Below are 15,545 nucleotides of genomic sequence, written 5' to 3' on the forward strand. Positions count from 1 at the left end.
GATTACGCCTGAGTCTGTTTGGTGCCGATAATCGTTTCGGTGCGCGGCCGCACCACCGGCTGCTCAGCGGCGAACACCTTGGCCAGCAATTCTTCCTGCTCAAGCTGGTGCGCCGAAGCCGAGCCGGTGGCCGGCGAGGCCGAGGCCGGGCGGCAGATGCCGCTGAAGGGCAGGCGATTGAGGAATTGCATACTGACGGTGACGCGCAGGTAATGCCAGGCACCCATGTTCTCCGGCTCCTCCTGCACCCAAATAACGTTGGTGCCCGGTTTGCAGTCGCCCAGCAGCGCCTCCAGTTCGGCGCGAGGGAAGGGATAAAGCTGCTCCAGACGCACAATGGCCACATCCTCGACGCCCAGCTTTTCGCGCCGGGCTTCGAGTTCGTAATACAATTTGCCCGCGCACAACAAGACGCGGCTGACCTGGTCCATGGCCCGGTGCCGGGGGTCCGGGATGACCCGCTGAAACCGCCCGCTGGCCAGTTCGTCCAGCGAGGAAACCACGCGTGGATGGCGCAACATGCTCTTGGGGGTGAACACCACCAGCGGCTTGCGCCAGCGGCGCAGGGCCTGCCGCCGCAGCAGGTGAAACATCTGGGCCGGGGTGGTGGGAATGGCCACTTGAATATTGTCATCCGCCGCCAGGGTTAAAAAGCGCTCAATGCGCCCGCTGGAGTGCTCCGGCCCGGCGCCCTCGAAGCCATGCGGCAGCAGCATGACCAGCCCGCTCAAGCGCCGCCATTTGTCCTCACCGCTGGCGATAAACTGGTCAATGATGACCTGGGCCACGTTGACGAAATCGCCAAACTGCGCCTCCCACATAATCAGGCCCTCGGGACAGTCGAGGCTGTACCCGTACTCAAAGCCCAGCACGCCGGCCTCAGACAGGGGGCTGTTGATGATGTCCACCGGCGCCTGATTGCCGGCCAGGTGCTGCAAAGGACAGTAGGGGTTGCCGTTCTCGACATCGTGCAACACGGCATGCCGGTGGCTGAACGTGCCGCGGCAACTGTCCTGGCCGCTCAAGCGGATGCGCACGCCGTCCACTGCCAGGCTGGCCAGCGCCAGGGCTTCGCCGGCCGACCAGTCCAGCGGCTGCTCGCCCTTGGCCATGGCGCGGCGCGCTTCCATGAACCGTTGCAGTTTGGGATGCAGATGAAAATCCTCCGGCAAATCGGTGAGCCGCTCCAACAAGCTGCTCAACTGCTCCCGGGGCAATCCGGTCTCCGGCTGGTCATCCGCCGGTTCCGGGCCGCCCAGGTAACCTTTCCAGCGCCCCATGAGGCTGCTGGGGGGCATGATGCGCGTGGAGCGCCGCGCTTCGCTCAGTTGCAATTCCAGCGCCTCGGTGCGTTTCTTTTCAATCTGCTCGGCCAGCTCGCGGGTAACCCCGCCCAGCTCAATCAGCTTTTCGAGGTAGGCATCGCGCACGCTGGGTTTCTTTTCAATCAGCTTGTACATCAACGGCTGTGTGAAGGAAGGCTCATCGCCTTCGTTGTGCCCCAGCCGCCGGTAGCAGTACATGTCAATGACCACGTCCACCTGGAAGGTTTTCCGAAAGTCCATGGCCAGTTGGATGCAGCGGGCCACCGCCTCCGGGTCCTCACCGTTCACGTGCATGATGGGAGCCGGCAACATCTTGGCCACACTGGTGGTGTACATGGTGGAGCGGCCTTCAGTGGGGGGCGTGGTAAAACCAATCTGGTTGTTGAGGATGATGTGGATGGTGCCGCCCACCTGGTAGCCCTTGAGCCGGCTCAGGTTCAAGGTCTCCTGCACGATGCCCTCGCCAATGAACGCGGCGTCCCCGTGTATGAGCATGGCCATCACCTGCGCCCGCTCGTCATCCCGCAGCCGATCCTGCTTGGCTCGCGTGCGGCCGAGGGCCACCGGGTTCACGAATTCCAGATGGCTGGGGTTGAAACACAGGGACAGGTGCACATGCTGGCCGGCGGCGGTGCGATAATCGCTGCTGTAGCCCATGTGGTACTTCACATCCCCGCCACCCATGTACAAATCGGGGTCCTTGTCCTCAAACTCGCGGAAGATTTCCTTGGGACTTTTGCCGATGATGTTGGCCAGCACGTTCAACCGCCCGCGATGCGCCATGGCGAGCACAATCTCTTTGACGCCCTGCTGCGCCGCCGTGCCAATCGCCAGGTCCAGCAGCGGGATGAGGCTCTCGCCGCCCTCGAGGGAGAAACTTTTCGCGCCCACAAACTTGCGGCGCACAAATTGCTCAAACACCACCGCATCGGTCAGCCGGGTGAGGATGCGCCGCTGGATGTTGCGCGGCAGGGGCGCCCAGTACTGCTCTCCCTCGATGCGCTCCTGCACCCAGTGCCGCATCCGCATGTCATCAATGTGCAGGTACTGGAAGGCAATGGAGCCGCAATAGATTTGCCGGAGGCGGCTGATAATCTGGCGCAGTGTCAGCGGCCCCTCCGTGCGCATGGTCTCGCAATAAAACTGGCGGTCCATGTCCTCCTCGGTGAACCCGTAATATTGCGGGTCCAGTTCCGGCACATAACGGGTGGGGGTGCCCAGCGGGTCTATGCGCGCCTGGATATGCCCCCGCCCGCGGTAGGCCCGCACCAGCCGCTCCACCCGGTGCTGCATGAGCACCCGGTGCTCCAAATCTTCCCCCTGCAAACCGGGGGCGCGGGGCGCCGGCGCCGGAGCGGTGGATGCTCCCGCGCCGCCTTTAGCCCTGGCGGAACCGGTGGGGGGTGCGCTCACCGGCGCCGGGGACGGCGGGGACACCGCAGCCTTCGCCGGCCTGGATGCGGGCAGGGGGGCCGACGGTGCGGCTCCATCCATGCGTTGAAAATACTGCTGCCATTCCGGCGGCACACTGGCCGGATCGCGCAGATAGTCGGCGTACATCGCCTCGACAAATTCCCAACTTGCTGCCGGGCCAGCCTCGTCCATGTTGCTCATAGTCAATCGTTAACCCACAATATAATCGCAACCCGCCATAAAGCCACCCCTGGCGCCGGCTCCGCAGCAAGTATCAGCCAAACTTGGCGGAGGTGATTAACCGCGCTTAAGCAGGATACTGCCAGCCCGGGCGGTATTCACGCTGCAGGAGCCGGTTGGCTTCCGGGTCGCCGACACACTCTTCCTTGCGGCCATCCCAAACCACGCTGCGGCCCAACTTGAGCGAGAGCATGCCCAGCAGGCTCATGTTGGTGGAGCGATGCACCTCCTCAATGTCGCTCACCGGCCGCCGCCCGGTTTTGATGGCATCGAGAAAGTCCGCCCACAATTCCTTGATATTCTGGTCATCCGGCGGATGCAATTGCGGCGCCTGCCGGACCGGCTCGGCGCGGCTGTCGGCTGGATAAAACACCCAGCCATTCTTCCATCCCATGTGGAAAGTGCCGTTGGTGCCGTAGAAATAGCAGCCCACATTTTCGCCCTTCTCGGCATTGTTGCCCGCAAACTGGCGGTGCTCCCAGGTGGCGGTGAAGTTCTCAAACTCAAAGGTGGCAATCTGGTGGTCGGGCGCGTCGGTGGTCTGCTCGGTTTCGGTGAGCACCGGCTTGCCTTTGACGGGGCGCCCGCCGGTGGAATAGACCTTGCGTGGCCACAATTCTCCGGTAATGGCACCCATAATCCAAAGAATCTGGTCCATCCAATGCACCCCCCAATCCCCCAGCGTGCCGTTGGCGTAATCGAGATAGTTGCGGAAACCCCGCGGATGAATGCCGCCGCTCCACGGGTTTTTGGGGTCGCCGTTGTAGGGGCGTTTGGGCGCCGGGCCGCACCACAAGTCCCAGTCCAGTTCCGGCGGCGGCTCCACATTGCGCCGTGGTTTCTCCGGCCCGCCGCCGTAATGCACAAAACTCCGGATGAAGCCAATCTTGCCCACCTTGCCCGATAAAATGAATTCGCGGCCGGAAACATTGTGAGGCGACACCCGCCGGTGCGTGCCCACCTGCACCACCTTGCCGGTTTCCCGCGCCGCTTTCACCATCGCCCGCCCCTCGCGGATGGTGTGGCCCACCGGCTTTTCCACGTACACATGGGCGCCGGCGCGCACGGCGTCTATGGTCATCAAGGGATGCCAGTGGTCCGGCGTGCCGACAATGACAATCTCCGGTTTAACCCCGGCCAGCAGCTCGCGATAGTCCTTGAACAACTTGGGTTGCGCCCCGGTGAGCTGTTGCACTTTTTGGGCCGCCGGCTCCAACAGGCGCCGGTCCACATCGCACAACGCCACCACCTCGCACTGGCCGGAAGCCATGGCTTCACCCAAAATGTTCATCCCCCACCAGCCGGTGCCCAACAGCGCGGTGCGGTACTTTTTGCCGGCGGCCTCCGCCCCGAGGAAAGCGGGCGCACTGGCCAGCCAGAAACTCGCGGCCGCAGTGGCTTTGAGGAATTGACGGCGTTCCAGGCGGTTCCCGTGCGAGGCCGCCCCATGGGCTTTGGACAGGGCTTGTTTCATGAATGCCAGTTTGCCGCCGGCAATGGTGGCGTCAAGCCGGTTTGCTCGTTCTGGGCCGGGCGTTATTAGAAAAACCTTTGCGAAAAAGGGCCATCTTGGGCATTTATACCACCGTATGAATCCATCACCGGTCACCGCAGCGGAGATTAAGGCAGCCATACGCAACATTCCGGATTTTCCCCAGCCGGGCATCCAGTTCAAGGACATCACGCCCGTGCTGGCCAGCCCGCGGTTGCTGGCGGGCGCCATAGATTTGCTGGCCGGCCATCACGCGCCGGGCAGCATTGATGCGGTGGTGGGCATTGACGCGCGCGGTTTCATTTTCGCCGCGGCGGCTGCCTTGAAGCTGGGCGCGGGGTTTGTGCCCGTGCGCAAGAAGGGCAAGCTGCCCTACCAGACCCTGGAGCAGAGTTATGCCCTGGAGTACGGCACCAACACCATCGCCATTCATGTGGACGCGGTGAAGCCCGGCGCGCGGGTCATTCTCATGGATGACCTGCTGGCCACGGGCGGCACGGCCGCGGCGGCAGCGGAGCTGCTGCAGAAAATCAACGCGCACATTGTGGAGATTTCCTTTCTGATTGAGCTTTCGTTTTTAGAAGGCCGCCGCCGGTTGAGCCAGTATCCGGTGCGCTCGGTGGTGGTGTTCTAAGGGGGGCGGGCGCATGGGCTTTCACCCCGGTCTCTCCAGTGCAAAAACCTGCCATTGCACTTTCCCCGGTTCATGTCGTATTAATTAGCGCTTATGTTGATAGTGATGGATCACGCCGCCACCCCGCAGCAGGTGGAGGCGGTCATGGAGCAGGTGCGCGCCTGCGGTTTCCGCCCTGTGCCGATGCCCGGTGCCGAGCGCACCGCCGTGTGTGTGCTGGGCAACACCGGGCCGGTGAACCCTGCCCCCTTTGAGAATCTGCCGGGGGTCAAGGAATGCATCCGGGTCACCAAGCCCTACAAACTGGTCAGCCGCGAAACCCAGCCCCAGGACACCGTGGTGACGGTGGCCGGCACGCCCATGGGTGGCCCGGCCATTCCCGTCCTCATTGCCGGCCCCTGCGCGGTGGAATCCCGGGACCAGATGTTTCGCACGGTGGAGTTTTTGGTCTCGCACGGGGTGAAATTGATTCGCGGAGGAGTGTACAAGCCGCGCACCTCGCCTTATGCCTTTCAGGGGTTGGGAGAAAAAGGCCTGGAAATCCTGGCCGAAATCAAACAACAGTTTCCGGTGGGCGTGGTCACGGAAGCCCTGGACCATGAAAATTTCAATGCCGTGGAGCCCGTGGCTGACATGATTCAGATTGGCGCGCGCAACATGCAAAACTTTTCCCTGCTGCGCCGGGCTGGCGAAAGCCGCAAGCCCATCCTGCTCAAACGCGGCCTGGCCGCCACCCTGGAGGAGCTGCTCATGGCGGCGGAGTACATCCTGGCCGGGGGCAACCGGCAGGTGGTGGTCTGTGAGCGTGGTGTGCGCACTTTTGCTGACCACACCCGCAACACCCTGGATTTGAGCGCGGTGGCGGTGGTGAAACAACTCAGCCACCTGCCCATCGTGGTGGACCCCAGCCACGCCGCCGGCAAGTGGCCCTATGTCATCCCCCTGGCGCTGGCCGGCGTGGCGGCCGGCGCCCACGGGCTGCTGGTGGAAGTGCATCCGGACCCCGCCCGCGCCTTGAGCGACGGCCCACAATCCCTGACATTTGACAAATTTGCGGAGCTGCAGGAAAAAGTCCAGCGCCTCCTCGCCGCCACGCAGCAGGGATAACACTTGAATTCTGCGGCGAGTGACGTATAGGGAGGTCTGGCAGAGCGAAAACATGAGCGAGAATCAAACCGGGCAGGACGGCTGGAGCCTGGAGGAGGCCCGCCAGCTTTTTCACATCCACCGCTGGGGGGCCAATTACTTCGACATCAACGAAGCCGGCCATGTGGTGGCCAAGCCGCTGCAGGACAACGGCGCGGTGGTGGACCTCACGGACATCATCGAGGAGGCGCGGGGACGCGGCCTGAAGTTTCCACTGCTGGTGCGGTTTCAGGACATTCTCCGCCATCGCGTGGAGGCGCTGAACGCGGCGTTTCGGGCCTCGATTGCGGAATACAATTACCAGGGCAGCTATCGCGGCGTCTTTCCCATCAAAGTCAACCAGTTGCGCGAGGTGGTGGAGGAAATCCTCGATGCGGGCCGCCCCTTTCAATTTGGGCTGGAGGTGGGCAGCAAGCCGGAGTTGTTTGCCGGCCTGGCCATTCAGAACCAACCCGGCTCCTTGATTATCTGCAACGGCTACAAGGACGCTGCCTTCATCCGCATGGCCATGCTCGGCATCAAACTGGGCAAAACCGTCATCACCGTGGTCGAGAAAATTGAGGAGCTGCGCCAGATCATCCAGATTTCCCGCCAGTTTGGCGTCGAGCCGCTCATTGGCATCCGCGTGCGCCTCTCCGCCAAGGGGGCCGGCAAATGGGCCGACAGCGCCGGTGAGAATGCCAAGTTTGGCCTGAGCACCACCGAGCTGATGGAGGCGGTGCAAATCTTGAAGAACGAGCAACTGGCGCATTGCTTCAAGCTGATTCATTTCCACATCGGCTCACAGGTGCCGGATATTCTCACCGTCAAAAAGGCCGTGCAGGAGGCCGCCCGTTTTTACGCCAAACTGCATAAAATGGGCTTCAACATCCAATACCTGGATGTCGGCGGCGGGCTGGGGGTGGACTACGACGGCAGCCGCTCGGCCTACGACAGCTCCACCAATTACACGCTCCAGGAATACACCAATGACGTCGTCTATTACATTGCCGACGTCTGTCACAACGAGGGCGTGCCGCACCCGGACATCATCAGCGAGAGCGGCCGCGCGCTGGTGGCGCATCACAGCGTGCTGATTCTCGAGGTCTTCGGGGCCATCGCCAAGGTCACCCCGCAGGCCATTTTCAAATTTGGCGACCACGAGCATCCGCTGGTGAACGAGCTGCTGGACATCCGCAAAAACCTCCACAAACTCAACAAACTCGAGGCCTTCCACGACGCCCTGGAGCGGAAAGAGGACGCCCACCAGATGTTCATGCTCGGCCTGCTGGAGCTGGTGGACAAGGCCAAGATTGAAAGCCTTTTCTGGGAAATCGGCCAGGCGGTCGTGCAATGCTACAAAGGCGGCGGCTATGTGCCGGAGGAAATCCGCAAACTGGAAGACAGCCTGGGGGACCAATATCTTTGCAATTTCTCCGTCTTCCAATCCCTCCTGGACCACTGGGCCTTGGGGCAGCTTTTCCCCATCATGCCGCTCAACCGGCTCAATGAACGGCCCACGCGCGAAGCGACGCTGGTGGACATCACCTGCGATTCCGATGGCCAGATTAACAAGTTCATTGATTTGAACGACGTGCGCGACACCCTGCCCCTGCACCAGCTCAACACCAACGGCAATGGCACGCCGGAGCCTTACTACCTGGGCATTTTCCTTATGGGGGCGTATCAGGACATCATGGGGGATTTGCATAATCTCTTTGGCCGCGTCAACGAGGTCCATGTCTTCCTCGACCCCGATGAACCGGCCGGGTACTATGTCGAGGAAATCATCGAAGGCACCACCATTGGCCAGGCGCTGATGTCAGTGCAGTACGACGAGAACGAACTAAAACGCCAGATGAAGGCGCAAATTGACGAAGCCATCCGCTCGGACCGCATGAAACCTTCCGAGGGGATGCGGCTGCTGGACGATTACGAGCGCGGCCTGAAGGAATACACGTACCTTTCCTTCCATCCTTGACCGCCCCCCTGCATGTCCTCCCCCACGCCGAACCCTGAACTGATGCGCGCCTTGGGCCGCTTGGTGCGGGGACTAACGGCGATATTCTGGGGGCTGCCGGCCGCGTTGATTGCCGGGGTGCACACGGGTTTGAAAACCCGCCTGGATTTGCGCGTCTTCGATGCCTTTCTGCCGCCCGTCACCACCGGCCTGCTGCTGTATGGGGTCTGGCTGCTGGCCGCGTTTCACCCGCAGGAAAACATCTGGATGCGCGCCGTGGACCGCTCGCGGGCTCTGGCACTGGTGCTGACAGGTTTTTCCCCCTTCTTGTACTGGCATGTATTGCTGCCTGAGGTGCCCGCTTTTTCGGCCTGTGTCTGGTTCCTGGCGGTGTTTGCCGTGCTGTTCCTGTTTCACTTCAATCACCTGCTGCAACGCCTGGTGGCCATGCTGCCGGAGGAGGCGCTCCGCCAGGAAACCATGACCTTCACCCGCCTTAATCAGGTCGTGCTGGCCGGGCTGCCCTTGGCCGTGGCGCTGAGCAACATGCTGCCCCACCTGTTCCACGGCGGCGATTCCGCCGCGCGCCTCGCGCGCGCGTGGGGACAGTGGGGTCAGGCGCAAGAATGGCTGTTTCTCCTGTTCACGTTGCTGCCGGTGGCCACCACCATGGCCCTGGTGTGGAAAATCAAGGAAGCCGTGTTGCACAGCGTCTTCTCGGCGCGCCGTTAGGCGGGCACCGCGGCGGGCGCCGGCCCCGGCTGGACCGGCGCGCCTGCGGTCTGGGCTTTCACCACGCAACACAAGGCCCGCAACCCCAGCTCCGGCATGGAGAACGGTTTGCCCACCAAATCCGTGCCCCCCGCCAGTGCCAGTCGCATGCGCGCCTCAAAGCCGGACAGGCTGGTGATAAAGACCACCGGCACCTGCTTGCCCTTGGGCAATTGCCGCAATTTTTCGCAGAAGGCAAACCCATCCATGCCCGGCATCATGACGTCGGAGAGGATTAAATCAAATTCGTTGTCTTCCAGAATTTGCAAGGCGCTCTCGGCGTCCTGAATGGCAACGGAGCGGAGGCCCGCCTTGTGGAGGGCCGCGCGCATCGTCCGGCGGCTGATGACATCGTCATCCACAATGAGCGCCAGGGGTGTTTGTTGGAAATTCAGCAGCCAGCCGCCCTCGGGTTTGAGCATCCCCCCAAGCACATCCAGTGCCACGGCCAGAGACCGCAGATTGGAGGGATTGACTTTGCGCGGCGCATCGCGCAACTCACGCAGCAAAGCTTCCAGCAGGCCCGTCAACTGGGCCAGCACCAGAAATCCCGCCGCCGCGGCGCCGCTGACCAGCGCATGGGCGCTTTCCGTGGCGGCGGCCAGCTCCGCGCCCAAGGCCCCGGGGTCCGCCGTCTGCCGGGTGATGGTTTGCAAACGGTTGCGCAGCACTGTGAGCGCCAGCCGCGCGTGGCGGACAAACTCTTCCCGCCCCTTGGTCGCGCCCTCGGGGCTGGTCTCCACGGAGGGCGGCAGCCCCAGCAGGTCGCGGGCCTGCGCCAGCAACTCCGCGGGGCTGCAGGAATGTTTGGATAAGATGCGGCTCACCCCCGCCGCCTGCGCGGCCTGGCGGAGATAATCCTCCTCGGAGCGGGTGTAAATGAGGACCGGCGTGTCTTTTTTGACGCCTTGCGTGCGCAGGGTAATCAGGAGCGTCAACCCGGCCCCTTGCGGCATGGCCAGCTCGAGCACCACGAGGTCATACGGGGTGACCTTGAGTGCTTCCACCGCCCGCCCGGCATCGGTTCGCACTTCCACCGCAAATCCATCCGCCTCGAATTTGCGTTGGCACAGGGAAACAAGCTGGGCGTCGTCATCGGCCAGGAGGACGCGCTTCATGCCGGCACCAGATTGTATTTGAACCGCTGTTGCAGGCAAGCTTTCACGCGGTCATGCGCCGCCTGCACCACCTGCCAGGCGCCAGCGGCCGCCTCCCAATGGCCGGCCAGGGCCTCCCGCTCCAGTTGGGCCAGCGGCTCAATCAAAGCCGTCATGCCACATGCGCCGCAAGACCCCCGCAACTTGTGCGCATGGACCTTGATGCGCGCACTGTCCTTTTGCTCCATTCCCTCCTTGATGCCGGCCAGCAGCTCCTCGGCCTGTTCGAGGAATAATTGGCCCATCTCGGCCATCATGTCGGCATCCTCATTGCTCACTTCCGCCAGCCGGGCAAAGTCCACCGGCTCCTCCTGCCCCGCGGCGCTCGCCGGAGCGGCGGCTTTGGCGGGCGAGGATGCCGCCGCTGCTGTAGTGGGCGCCGCAGAAGGCGTTGCGGGCGACGGAGCTGGGGGGGCAGGAGAGGCGGAATCGGTTGGGTGGGCACCGGACAGATGGGCGGCCCATTTCTCGATAAGCTGCTGCAATTGCTGGGCCCGGAACGGTTTGCTCAAGTAATCATCCATGCCGGCAGCCAGGCATCGCTCGCGGTCGCCCTGCATCGCGCCAGCGGTGAGGGCGATGATTACCGGCTGGCGGTCCGGCGGCAATTTCTGGCGTGTGCGCCGCGCCACTTCCAGGCCGTCCAAGCGGGGCATTTGCACATCCAGCAACACCAGGTCATAGGGCTGGCGCTCCAGCGCCTCGAGCGCCTCAAGGCCATCGGCGGCGAGGTCGGGCTGGTAACCCAGTTTTTCCAGGGCGCCCGCGCCCACTTTCAAGTTGATGGGGTTGTCATCCACCAGGAGGATTTTCAAGGGCAGGCGCTGCGCCATGGTGGCATCCAGCGCCGGAGTGGCGGGGGCGATGACCGGCCGCGACTCGCCCTCCCACAACGCGGCCAACTGGCGCGGCAAATCCGTGCTTAACAGCGGTTTGTACACCACGCCCGCCAGGGGAAGATTCATCGGTTGAATGTGTTTGATGTCCGTCTCCCGATAGGTGAGCACGGCCAGCCGCGTGCGCGGCAAGGCGCCGGCCAGTTCGAGCACCAGTTCGCGCAGCAGGTCCGGCGAGGCCCAGGGTTCAATCAATATCAAGTCAGGCAGCGTTGAGCTTTGGAGCATCTGCCACATGCGATCCACGGTGGCGGCTTTTTGAATCTTCATGCCCAACCGCTGCACCGCTCCTTCCACCATCAACCGGTTGGTGTAGTTGCCCGACAAGAGCAGCAGGGTGCGTCCCTGCCAGGCGGGAAGTTCCTCCACCGGCGCATGGGTCAGGGCTGGTTCAAACCGCACTGTGAAATGGAAGGTGGAGCCTTCGTTAATCTGGCTTTCCACCCAGATGCGCCCCCCCATCATTTCCACCAGCCGCTTGCTGATTGCCAGCCCCAACCCCGTGCCGCCATGCCGGCGCGTGACCGAGGCATCCCCCTGGCTGAATTTTTGGAAGAGCCGCGCCATGTGCTCCGGCGGTATGCCCGGCCCGGTGTCGCGCACGGCAAAATGCAGCACCACGCCAGCCCCCGCCGGGGGCTGACTTCCCGCCTCCGGGTCCCCCACGCTAACTTTGACCACCACCTCGCCGTGGGTGGTGAACTTGAGGGCATTGCCCACCAGGTTGAGCAGAATTTGACGCAAGCGCAAGGCGTCCCCGCGCACGCGCGACGGCGCTGCCGGCTCCAGGATGGCCGCCAGGTTCAGCTCTTTCTGCGCCGCCCGGGGCGCCAGCGCCTGCAGGGCCTCCCGCACGCAATCGGCAAGGTTGAAGTCCTCCGGATGCAGTTCCAGGCGTCCGGCTTCAATCTTGGAGTAATCCAAAATGTCGTTGAGCAGCGCCAGCAGCGCCTCGCCGCTGGAGCGAATGCTGCCCACCAAATCCCGCTGTTCCGGGGTCAGCGAGGTGTGTTCCAGCAGGCTGGTCAGGCCAATAACGCCATTCATGGGCGTGCGGATTTCATGGCTCATGTTGGCCAGGAATTCCGACTTGGCGCGGGCGGCCTCTTCGGCCGCAATCTTCGCGGCCTGCAACTCCTCCTGGGCCCGCTTGCGCTCGGTGATGTCCTCCATCGCGGCGACGAAATTGGTCACCTGTCCGGCGGCGTTTTTCAGGGAGGATATGTGGGCCATTTCCCAATAAAGCGACCCGTCTTTGCGGCGGTTGAGCATCTCCCCCACCCAGGAGCCTCGGCTCAGCAGAGAATCCCACAGCTCCTTGTACAACTCGGGAGGCATGAGGCCGGATTTAAGGATGCGGGGGTTCTGCCCCACCACCTCCGCCGCGGTGTAGCCGGTCAATTCCTCAAACTTGGGATTCACGTACTCAATGCATCCCTTGGCGTCGGTGATAATCACAGCAATGGGGTTGTTTTCCAGCGCCCGGGAAAGCTTGCGCACGCTGGCGTCGGCGCGCTGATGCCCCTCCAATTCCTCCGCCAGGACGGCATTCAGCCGGCGCACATCTTGTGTCACCTTGCGCCGGTAAAGAAAGCCCAACAGGAACAGCCCCACCACCAGGCCCGTCACCAGCCCCACCGTGCCCCCCAACAGGCGATGCTGCAAGCGTACGGCCTCCAGGTACGCTTCCGGCACCATGATTTCCAGGACCGCCCGCGGCCGGCCCTGGTCTTGTTTGATGACCGGCACCAGCACATTCAGCGCCAATCCTCTGGCCTGGCAGGCGGGGCACCGCAGCAAAAGCGGTGCGCCAGAGTGCATGACCGTTTGCACCCCCGCCCTGAGTTCCGGCGAGGACATCTGCGGGGTGGAGTCCTGGGTATATTCTTTCCACCCCTGCCCGGCGGGAACCCATAAACGCAGCGGCGGACGGCCCTTCAGGCTCTGACTGACCCGCCCCAGCCAATCGGTGAGATATCCCAGGCGCACATCCCCGGGCGGCGCGCTGGGACTGTGGCCCAGCATTTCTTCGTTAATCATGCTGCCCGCAAACTGGGCGTGCTCGATGACGGCTTCCAGCTCCCCTTTTTCCCCTTGCCGCCCCAGCCACGCACCCACCACCAGCATGCCTGCCAGGGCCAGGGCCAGGGTCATCCACAAAGCTCGGCGCAGGGCATAGCGCCATACCTGCCCGGAAGCCGCACCGGCCTCTTTGCCAGAGCCACCCGCAGGAGCCGGCACAGCTTTTTTGCCCTCGTGCCCGCTGCCATTCTGCGCTGTTTTATTAGCTGACATGGATGATGCGTATCACCACAACGGAGGCATATGATGAATGCCCCACGAGAGTATCGGCAGCCCCATGGCCCTTCCTTATCCGCCAAATCCTGAAAAACCGGTCAGAAAAAACCTGTTTACCATGTCAGAAAATTCTTACACGCGAGAACGGGGCCCGGGCTCCATCCGAGGAATAAAGGCGGAGCAGCCGCTTTGGTTCCCGCTTTCTTCCATCCATGCAAAAGTGGCGGGCTGGCAGGAGGGGAAGGGCCTCTTGTCCCCAGAAAATGCGATGCCCCGGAGCCGGTTCGGCCAGCACTCCTCCATTGTCAAAAGGCTGGTTTTGGGGCATCGTAATCTGGCAAGGCGTTGTGCCCATGCCCAAGTCTTTCAAATCACTGAAGGGGCAGTTGCTGCTGGATGGCGGCAAGTTGGGGGGGTCTTTTTTTCATCGGACGGTGGTGCTGGTGTGCCAGCACGATGAGGAAGGCGCTTTTGGGCTGGTGTTGAATCGGCCCACGCAAACCAAGATTGGTGAGGCGCTGGTGGCCGATTTGCCCGAAGTGCTCAAGGAGCAAACGTTGTACCTGGGCGGGCCGGTGCAAACCAATGCCCTGAGCTATCTGCACTCGGACATTTTCCTGCCCAACGCCAGCGTGATGCCCAATTTGGAATTGGGGCACTCGCTGGACAGCTTGATTGAGCTGGCGCAGTCCAGCTCCCCCACCCAAAAGGTCAAGGTGTTTGCCGGTTATGCGGGATGGAGTCCCGGCCAGTTGGACGATGAAATGCGCCGCAAGGCGTGGCTGACCCATCCGGCCACGCTGGACCTGATTTTCACGCCGGAGCCCGAGAATTTGTGGAAGACCATTTTGCGCGCCAAAGGGCCGGAATACCGGTTGTTGTCGGAGACGCCGGAGGACCTTTCCTGGAATTAGCTTTTTTCCGGCGGCGCGGCCACAGGAGTGAAAAGGAGCTTGTCCACGCGATGGCCGTCCATGTCGAGGACCTCCACGCGGTAATCGCCCGCCACGAAAGTGTCCCCCTCCGCCGGCACCCGCCCCAGGCGTTTCATCACCCATCCGCCCACCGTCCGGCAATCACGGTCAGGGGCCTCCTCCCCAAGAAGGCCGGGCAGGCAGGGCTGCAAGTCCACCACATTTAACATGCCGTCCACCAACCAGGAGCCGTCTGTGCGGCGTACGGCGCGAGGCTTGCTCCGCTCCTGCGCGGACGGGAAATCCCCCAACACCGCTTCCATCAGGTCATGGAGGGTGACCAGCCCGGCAATGCCGCCATATTCATCAGTGACCAGGGCCATGTGCTGGCCGGTCTTGCGGAAGGTTTCCAGCAACGTGGTGGCCCGCTGAGAGAAGGGGGCATACAAGGGAAGCGTCAGCAAATCTTTCAAGCGCAGGGGCACGCCGGCGCCAATTTGAGCGTATAAATCTTTCACCGTAACGATGCCCGCCACCTGGTCGCGGCTGCGCTCGTACACCGGAAAGACCGAGTGTCCGCTGACCACCACCTTGTGCCAGATTTGTTCCGGGGTGTCCTGCAGATTCAGCCAGAAAATCCGGGTGCGCGGGGTCATCAAATCGCTCAGGCGCAGCCGGTCCAGGTGCATCACCCGCGCCACGATTTGTGGCTCGGCGTGATGGAAAATACCAGCGCGCCGCCCTTCCTCCATAAGCACGCGGACTTCTTCCTCGGTGACGGGCGCATGCGGTGTTTCACGAATGCCCAGCAGGCGCATCAACCCGTCCGAGGAACCGCCCAGCACATCCACGGCCGGCCGCGCAAGGCGGGCCAGGGCCTGCATGGGTCTGGCCATGAGACAGGCAATGCGCTCAGGTTGGGTGAGGGCAATGCGTTTGGGCAGCAATTCGCCCAGGACCAGCGAGAAATAGGTGAGGGTCACCACCACCAACCCCAGCCCCAGGCTCTGCGCGTAGGGCGCCAGGAAGCTGATTTTACGGATGCCTTCGGCCAGATGCTCCGCCAGCGTGGCGCCCCCAAAAGCCCCGGCCATGACGCCCACCAGGGTGATGCCCACCTGCACTGTGGGCAAAAAGCGGTTGGGCGAAGCGGCCAGTTCCAGGGCGGCACGGGCCCGGGCATCGCCCCGCTCGGCCAGCCCTTGCAGACGCACTTTGCGGGCAGAAACCACGGCCAGTTCGGTCATGGCCAGGAGCCCGTTGAGCAGCAGGAGAACAGCAATGACCAGGATTTCCAAAATTACCAGAGTCATGGGAGGC

The 15,545-nt window shown here is 62.8% G+C and carries 10 protein-coding genes; 5 read left to right on the plus strand and 5 right to left on the minus strand.

What is annotated here, in order from left to right:
• Positions 1–2 precede the first annotated feature (2 nt).
• The gene (locus NXS98_RS11295; protein ID WP_283845084.1) at positions 3–2,939 is read right to left on the minus strand and encodes a 2-oxoglutarate dehydrogenase E1 component; all 2,937 of its coding nucleotides are present in this window, start codon (positions 2,937–2,939) and stop codon (positions 3–5) included.
• Positions 2,940–3,045: 106 nt separating this feature from the next.
• Complete coding sequence (locus tag NXS98_RS11300) at positions 3,046–4,401, minus strand: Gfo/Idh/MocA family protein (RefSeq protein WP_425499957.1); 1,356 nt, start codon at positions 4,399–4,401, stop codon at positions 3,046–3,048.
• A 166-nt stretch (positions 4,402–4,567) separates the two neighbouring features.
• Here NXS98_RS11300 and NXS98_RS11305 point away from each other — a divergent pair, with 166 nt between their 5' ends.
• The 4 genes from NXS98_RS11305 (at position 4,568) to NXS98_RS11320 (ending at position 8,921) form a co-directional block, all read left to right on the plus strand.
• On the plus strand, positions 4,568–5,104 hold the full coding sequence (locus NXS98_RS11305) for an adenine phosphoribosyltransferase (RefSeq protein ID WP_283845086.1): 537 nt from the start codon (positions 4,568–4,570) through the stop codon (positions 5,102–5,104).
• Positions 5,105–5,197: 93 nt separating this feature from the next.
• Positions 5,198–6,211 carry a 3-deoxy-7-phosphoheptulonate synthase gene (gene aroF / locus NXS98_RS11310; RefSeq protein ID WP_283845087.1) on the plus strand — a complete coding sequence of 338 codons (1,014 nt, stop codon included), beginning with the start codon at positions 5,198–5,200 and terminating at the stop codon, positions 6,209–6,211.
• A gap of 52 nt (positions 6,212–6,263) precedes the next feature.
• Positions 6,264–8,210: a biosynthetic arginine decarboxylase gene (gene speA / locus NXS98_RS11315; protein ID WP_283845088.1), complete on the plus strand. Its 1,947-nt coding sequence runs from the start codon at positions 6,264–6,266 to the stop codon at positions 8,208–8,210.
• 12 nt (positions 8,211–8,222) lie between these two features.
• The gene (locus NXS98_RS11320) at positions 8,223–8,921 is read left to right on the plus strand and encodes a hypothetical protein (RefSeq protein WP_283845090.1); all 699 of its coding nucleotides are present in this window, start codon (positions 8,223–8,225) and stop codon (positions 8,919–8,921) included.
• Here NXS98_RS11320 and NXS98_RS11325 read toward each other — a convergent pair.
• Positions 8,918–10,078 (minus strand): response regulator, encoded by a 1,161-nt coding sequence (locus NXS98_RS11325; protein ID WP_283845092.1) that lies wholly within the window; start codon positions 10,076–10,078, stop codon positions 8,918–8,920. The genes NXS98_RS11320 and NXS98_RS11325 overlap by 4 nt on opposite strands.
• Positions 10,075–13,308 (minus strand): PAS domain-containing hybrid sensor histidine kinase/response regulator, encoded by a 3,234-nt coding sequence (locus tag NXS98_RS11330; RefSeq protein WP_283845093.1) that lies wholly within the window; start codon positions 13,306–13,308, stop codon positions 10,075–10,077. The genes NXS98_RS11325 and NXS98_RS11330 overlap by 4 nt, the downstream gene beginning before the upstream one ends.
• Before the next feature lie 356 nt (positions 13,309–13,664).
• Between NXS98_RS11330 and NXS98_RS11335 the strand changes: the two genes are divergently transcribed.
• The gene (locus tag NXS98_RS11335) at positions 13,665–14,225 is read left to right on the plus strand and encodes a YqgE/AlgH family protein (protein ID WP_283845094.1); all 561 of its coding nucleotides are present in this window, start codon (positions 13,665–13,667) and stop codon (positions 14,223–14,225) included.
• Here NXS98_RS11335 and NXS98_RS11340 read toward each other — a convergent pair.
• Positions 14,222–15,538 carry a hemolysin family protein gene (locus tag NXS98_RS11340; RefSeq protein WP_283845095.1) on the minus strand — a complete coding sequence of 439 codons (1,317 nt, stop codon included), beginning with the start codon at positions 15,536–15,538 and terminating at the stop codon, positions 14,222–14,224. The two genes, NXS98_RS11335 and NXS98_RS11340, sit on opposite strands and share 4 nt — an antisense overlap.
• Positions 15,539–15,545: the final 7 nt, after the last annotated feature.

Origin of the sequence: Fontisphaera persica, from assembly GCF_024832785.1 — a bacterium.
Lineage (GTDB): Bacteria > Verrucomicrobiota > Verrucomicrobiia > Limisphaerales > Fontisphaeraceae > Fontisphaera > Fontisphaera persica.

What these genes read in the sequence shown, in the direction of transcription:
- NXS98_RS11320 (WP_283845090.1), top strand. Translation starts at nt 8,223, where the DNA reads ATGTCCTCCCCCACGCCGAACCCTGAACTGATGCGCGCCTTGGGCCGC.
- NXS98_RS11295 (WP_283845084.1), bottom strand. Translation starts at nt 2,939, where the DNA reads ATGAGCAACATGGACGAGGCTGGCCCGGCAGCAAGTTGGGAATTTGTC.
- NXS98_RS11340 (WP_283845095.1), bottom strand. Translation starts at nt 15,538, where the DNA reads ATGACTCTGGTAATTTTGGAAATCCTGGTCATTGCTGTTCTCCTGCTG.
- NXS98_RS11305 (WP_283845086.1), top strand. Translation starts at nt 4,568, where the DNA reads ATGAATCCATCACCGGTCACCGCAGCGGAGATTAAGGCAGCCATACGC.
- NXS98_RS11335 (WP_283845094.1), top strand. Translation starts at nt 13,665, where the DNA reads ATGCCCAAGTCTTTCAAATCACTGAAGGGGCAGTTGCTGCTGGATGGC.
- aroF (WP_283845087.1), top strand. Translation starts at nt 5,198, where the DNA reads ATGTTGATAGTGATGGATCACGCCGCCACCCCGCAGCAGGTGGAGGCG.
- NXS98_RS11330 (WP_283845093.1), bottom strand. Translation starts at nt 13,308, where the DNA reads ATGTCAGCTAATAAAACAGCGCAGAATGGCAGCGGGCACGAGGGCAAA.
- NXS98_RS11325 (WP_283845092.1), bottom strand. Translation starts at nt 10,078, where the DNA reads ATGAAGCGCGTCCTCCTGGCCGATGACGACGCCCAGCTTGTTTCCCTG.
- speA (WP_283845088.1), top strand. Translation starts at nt 6,264, where the DNA reads ATGAGCGAGAATCAAACCGGGCAGGACGGCTGGAGCCTGGAGGAGGCC.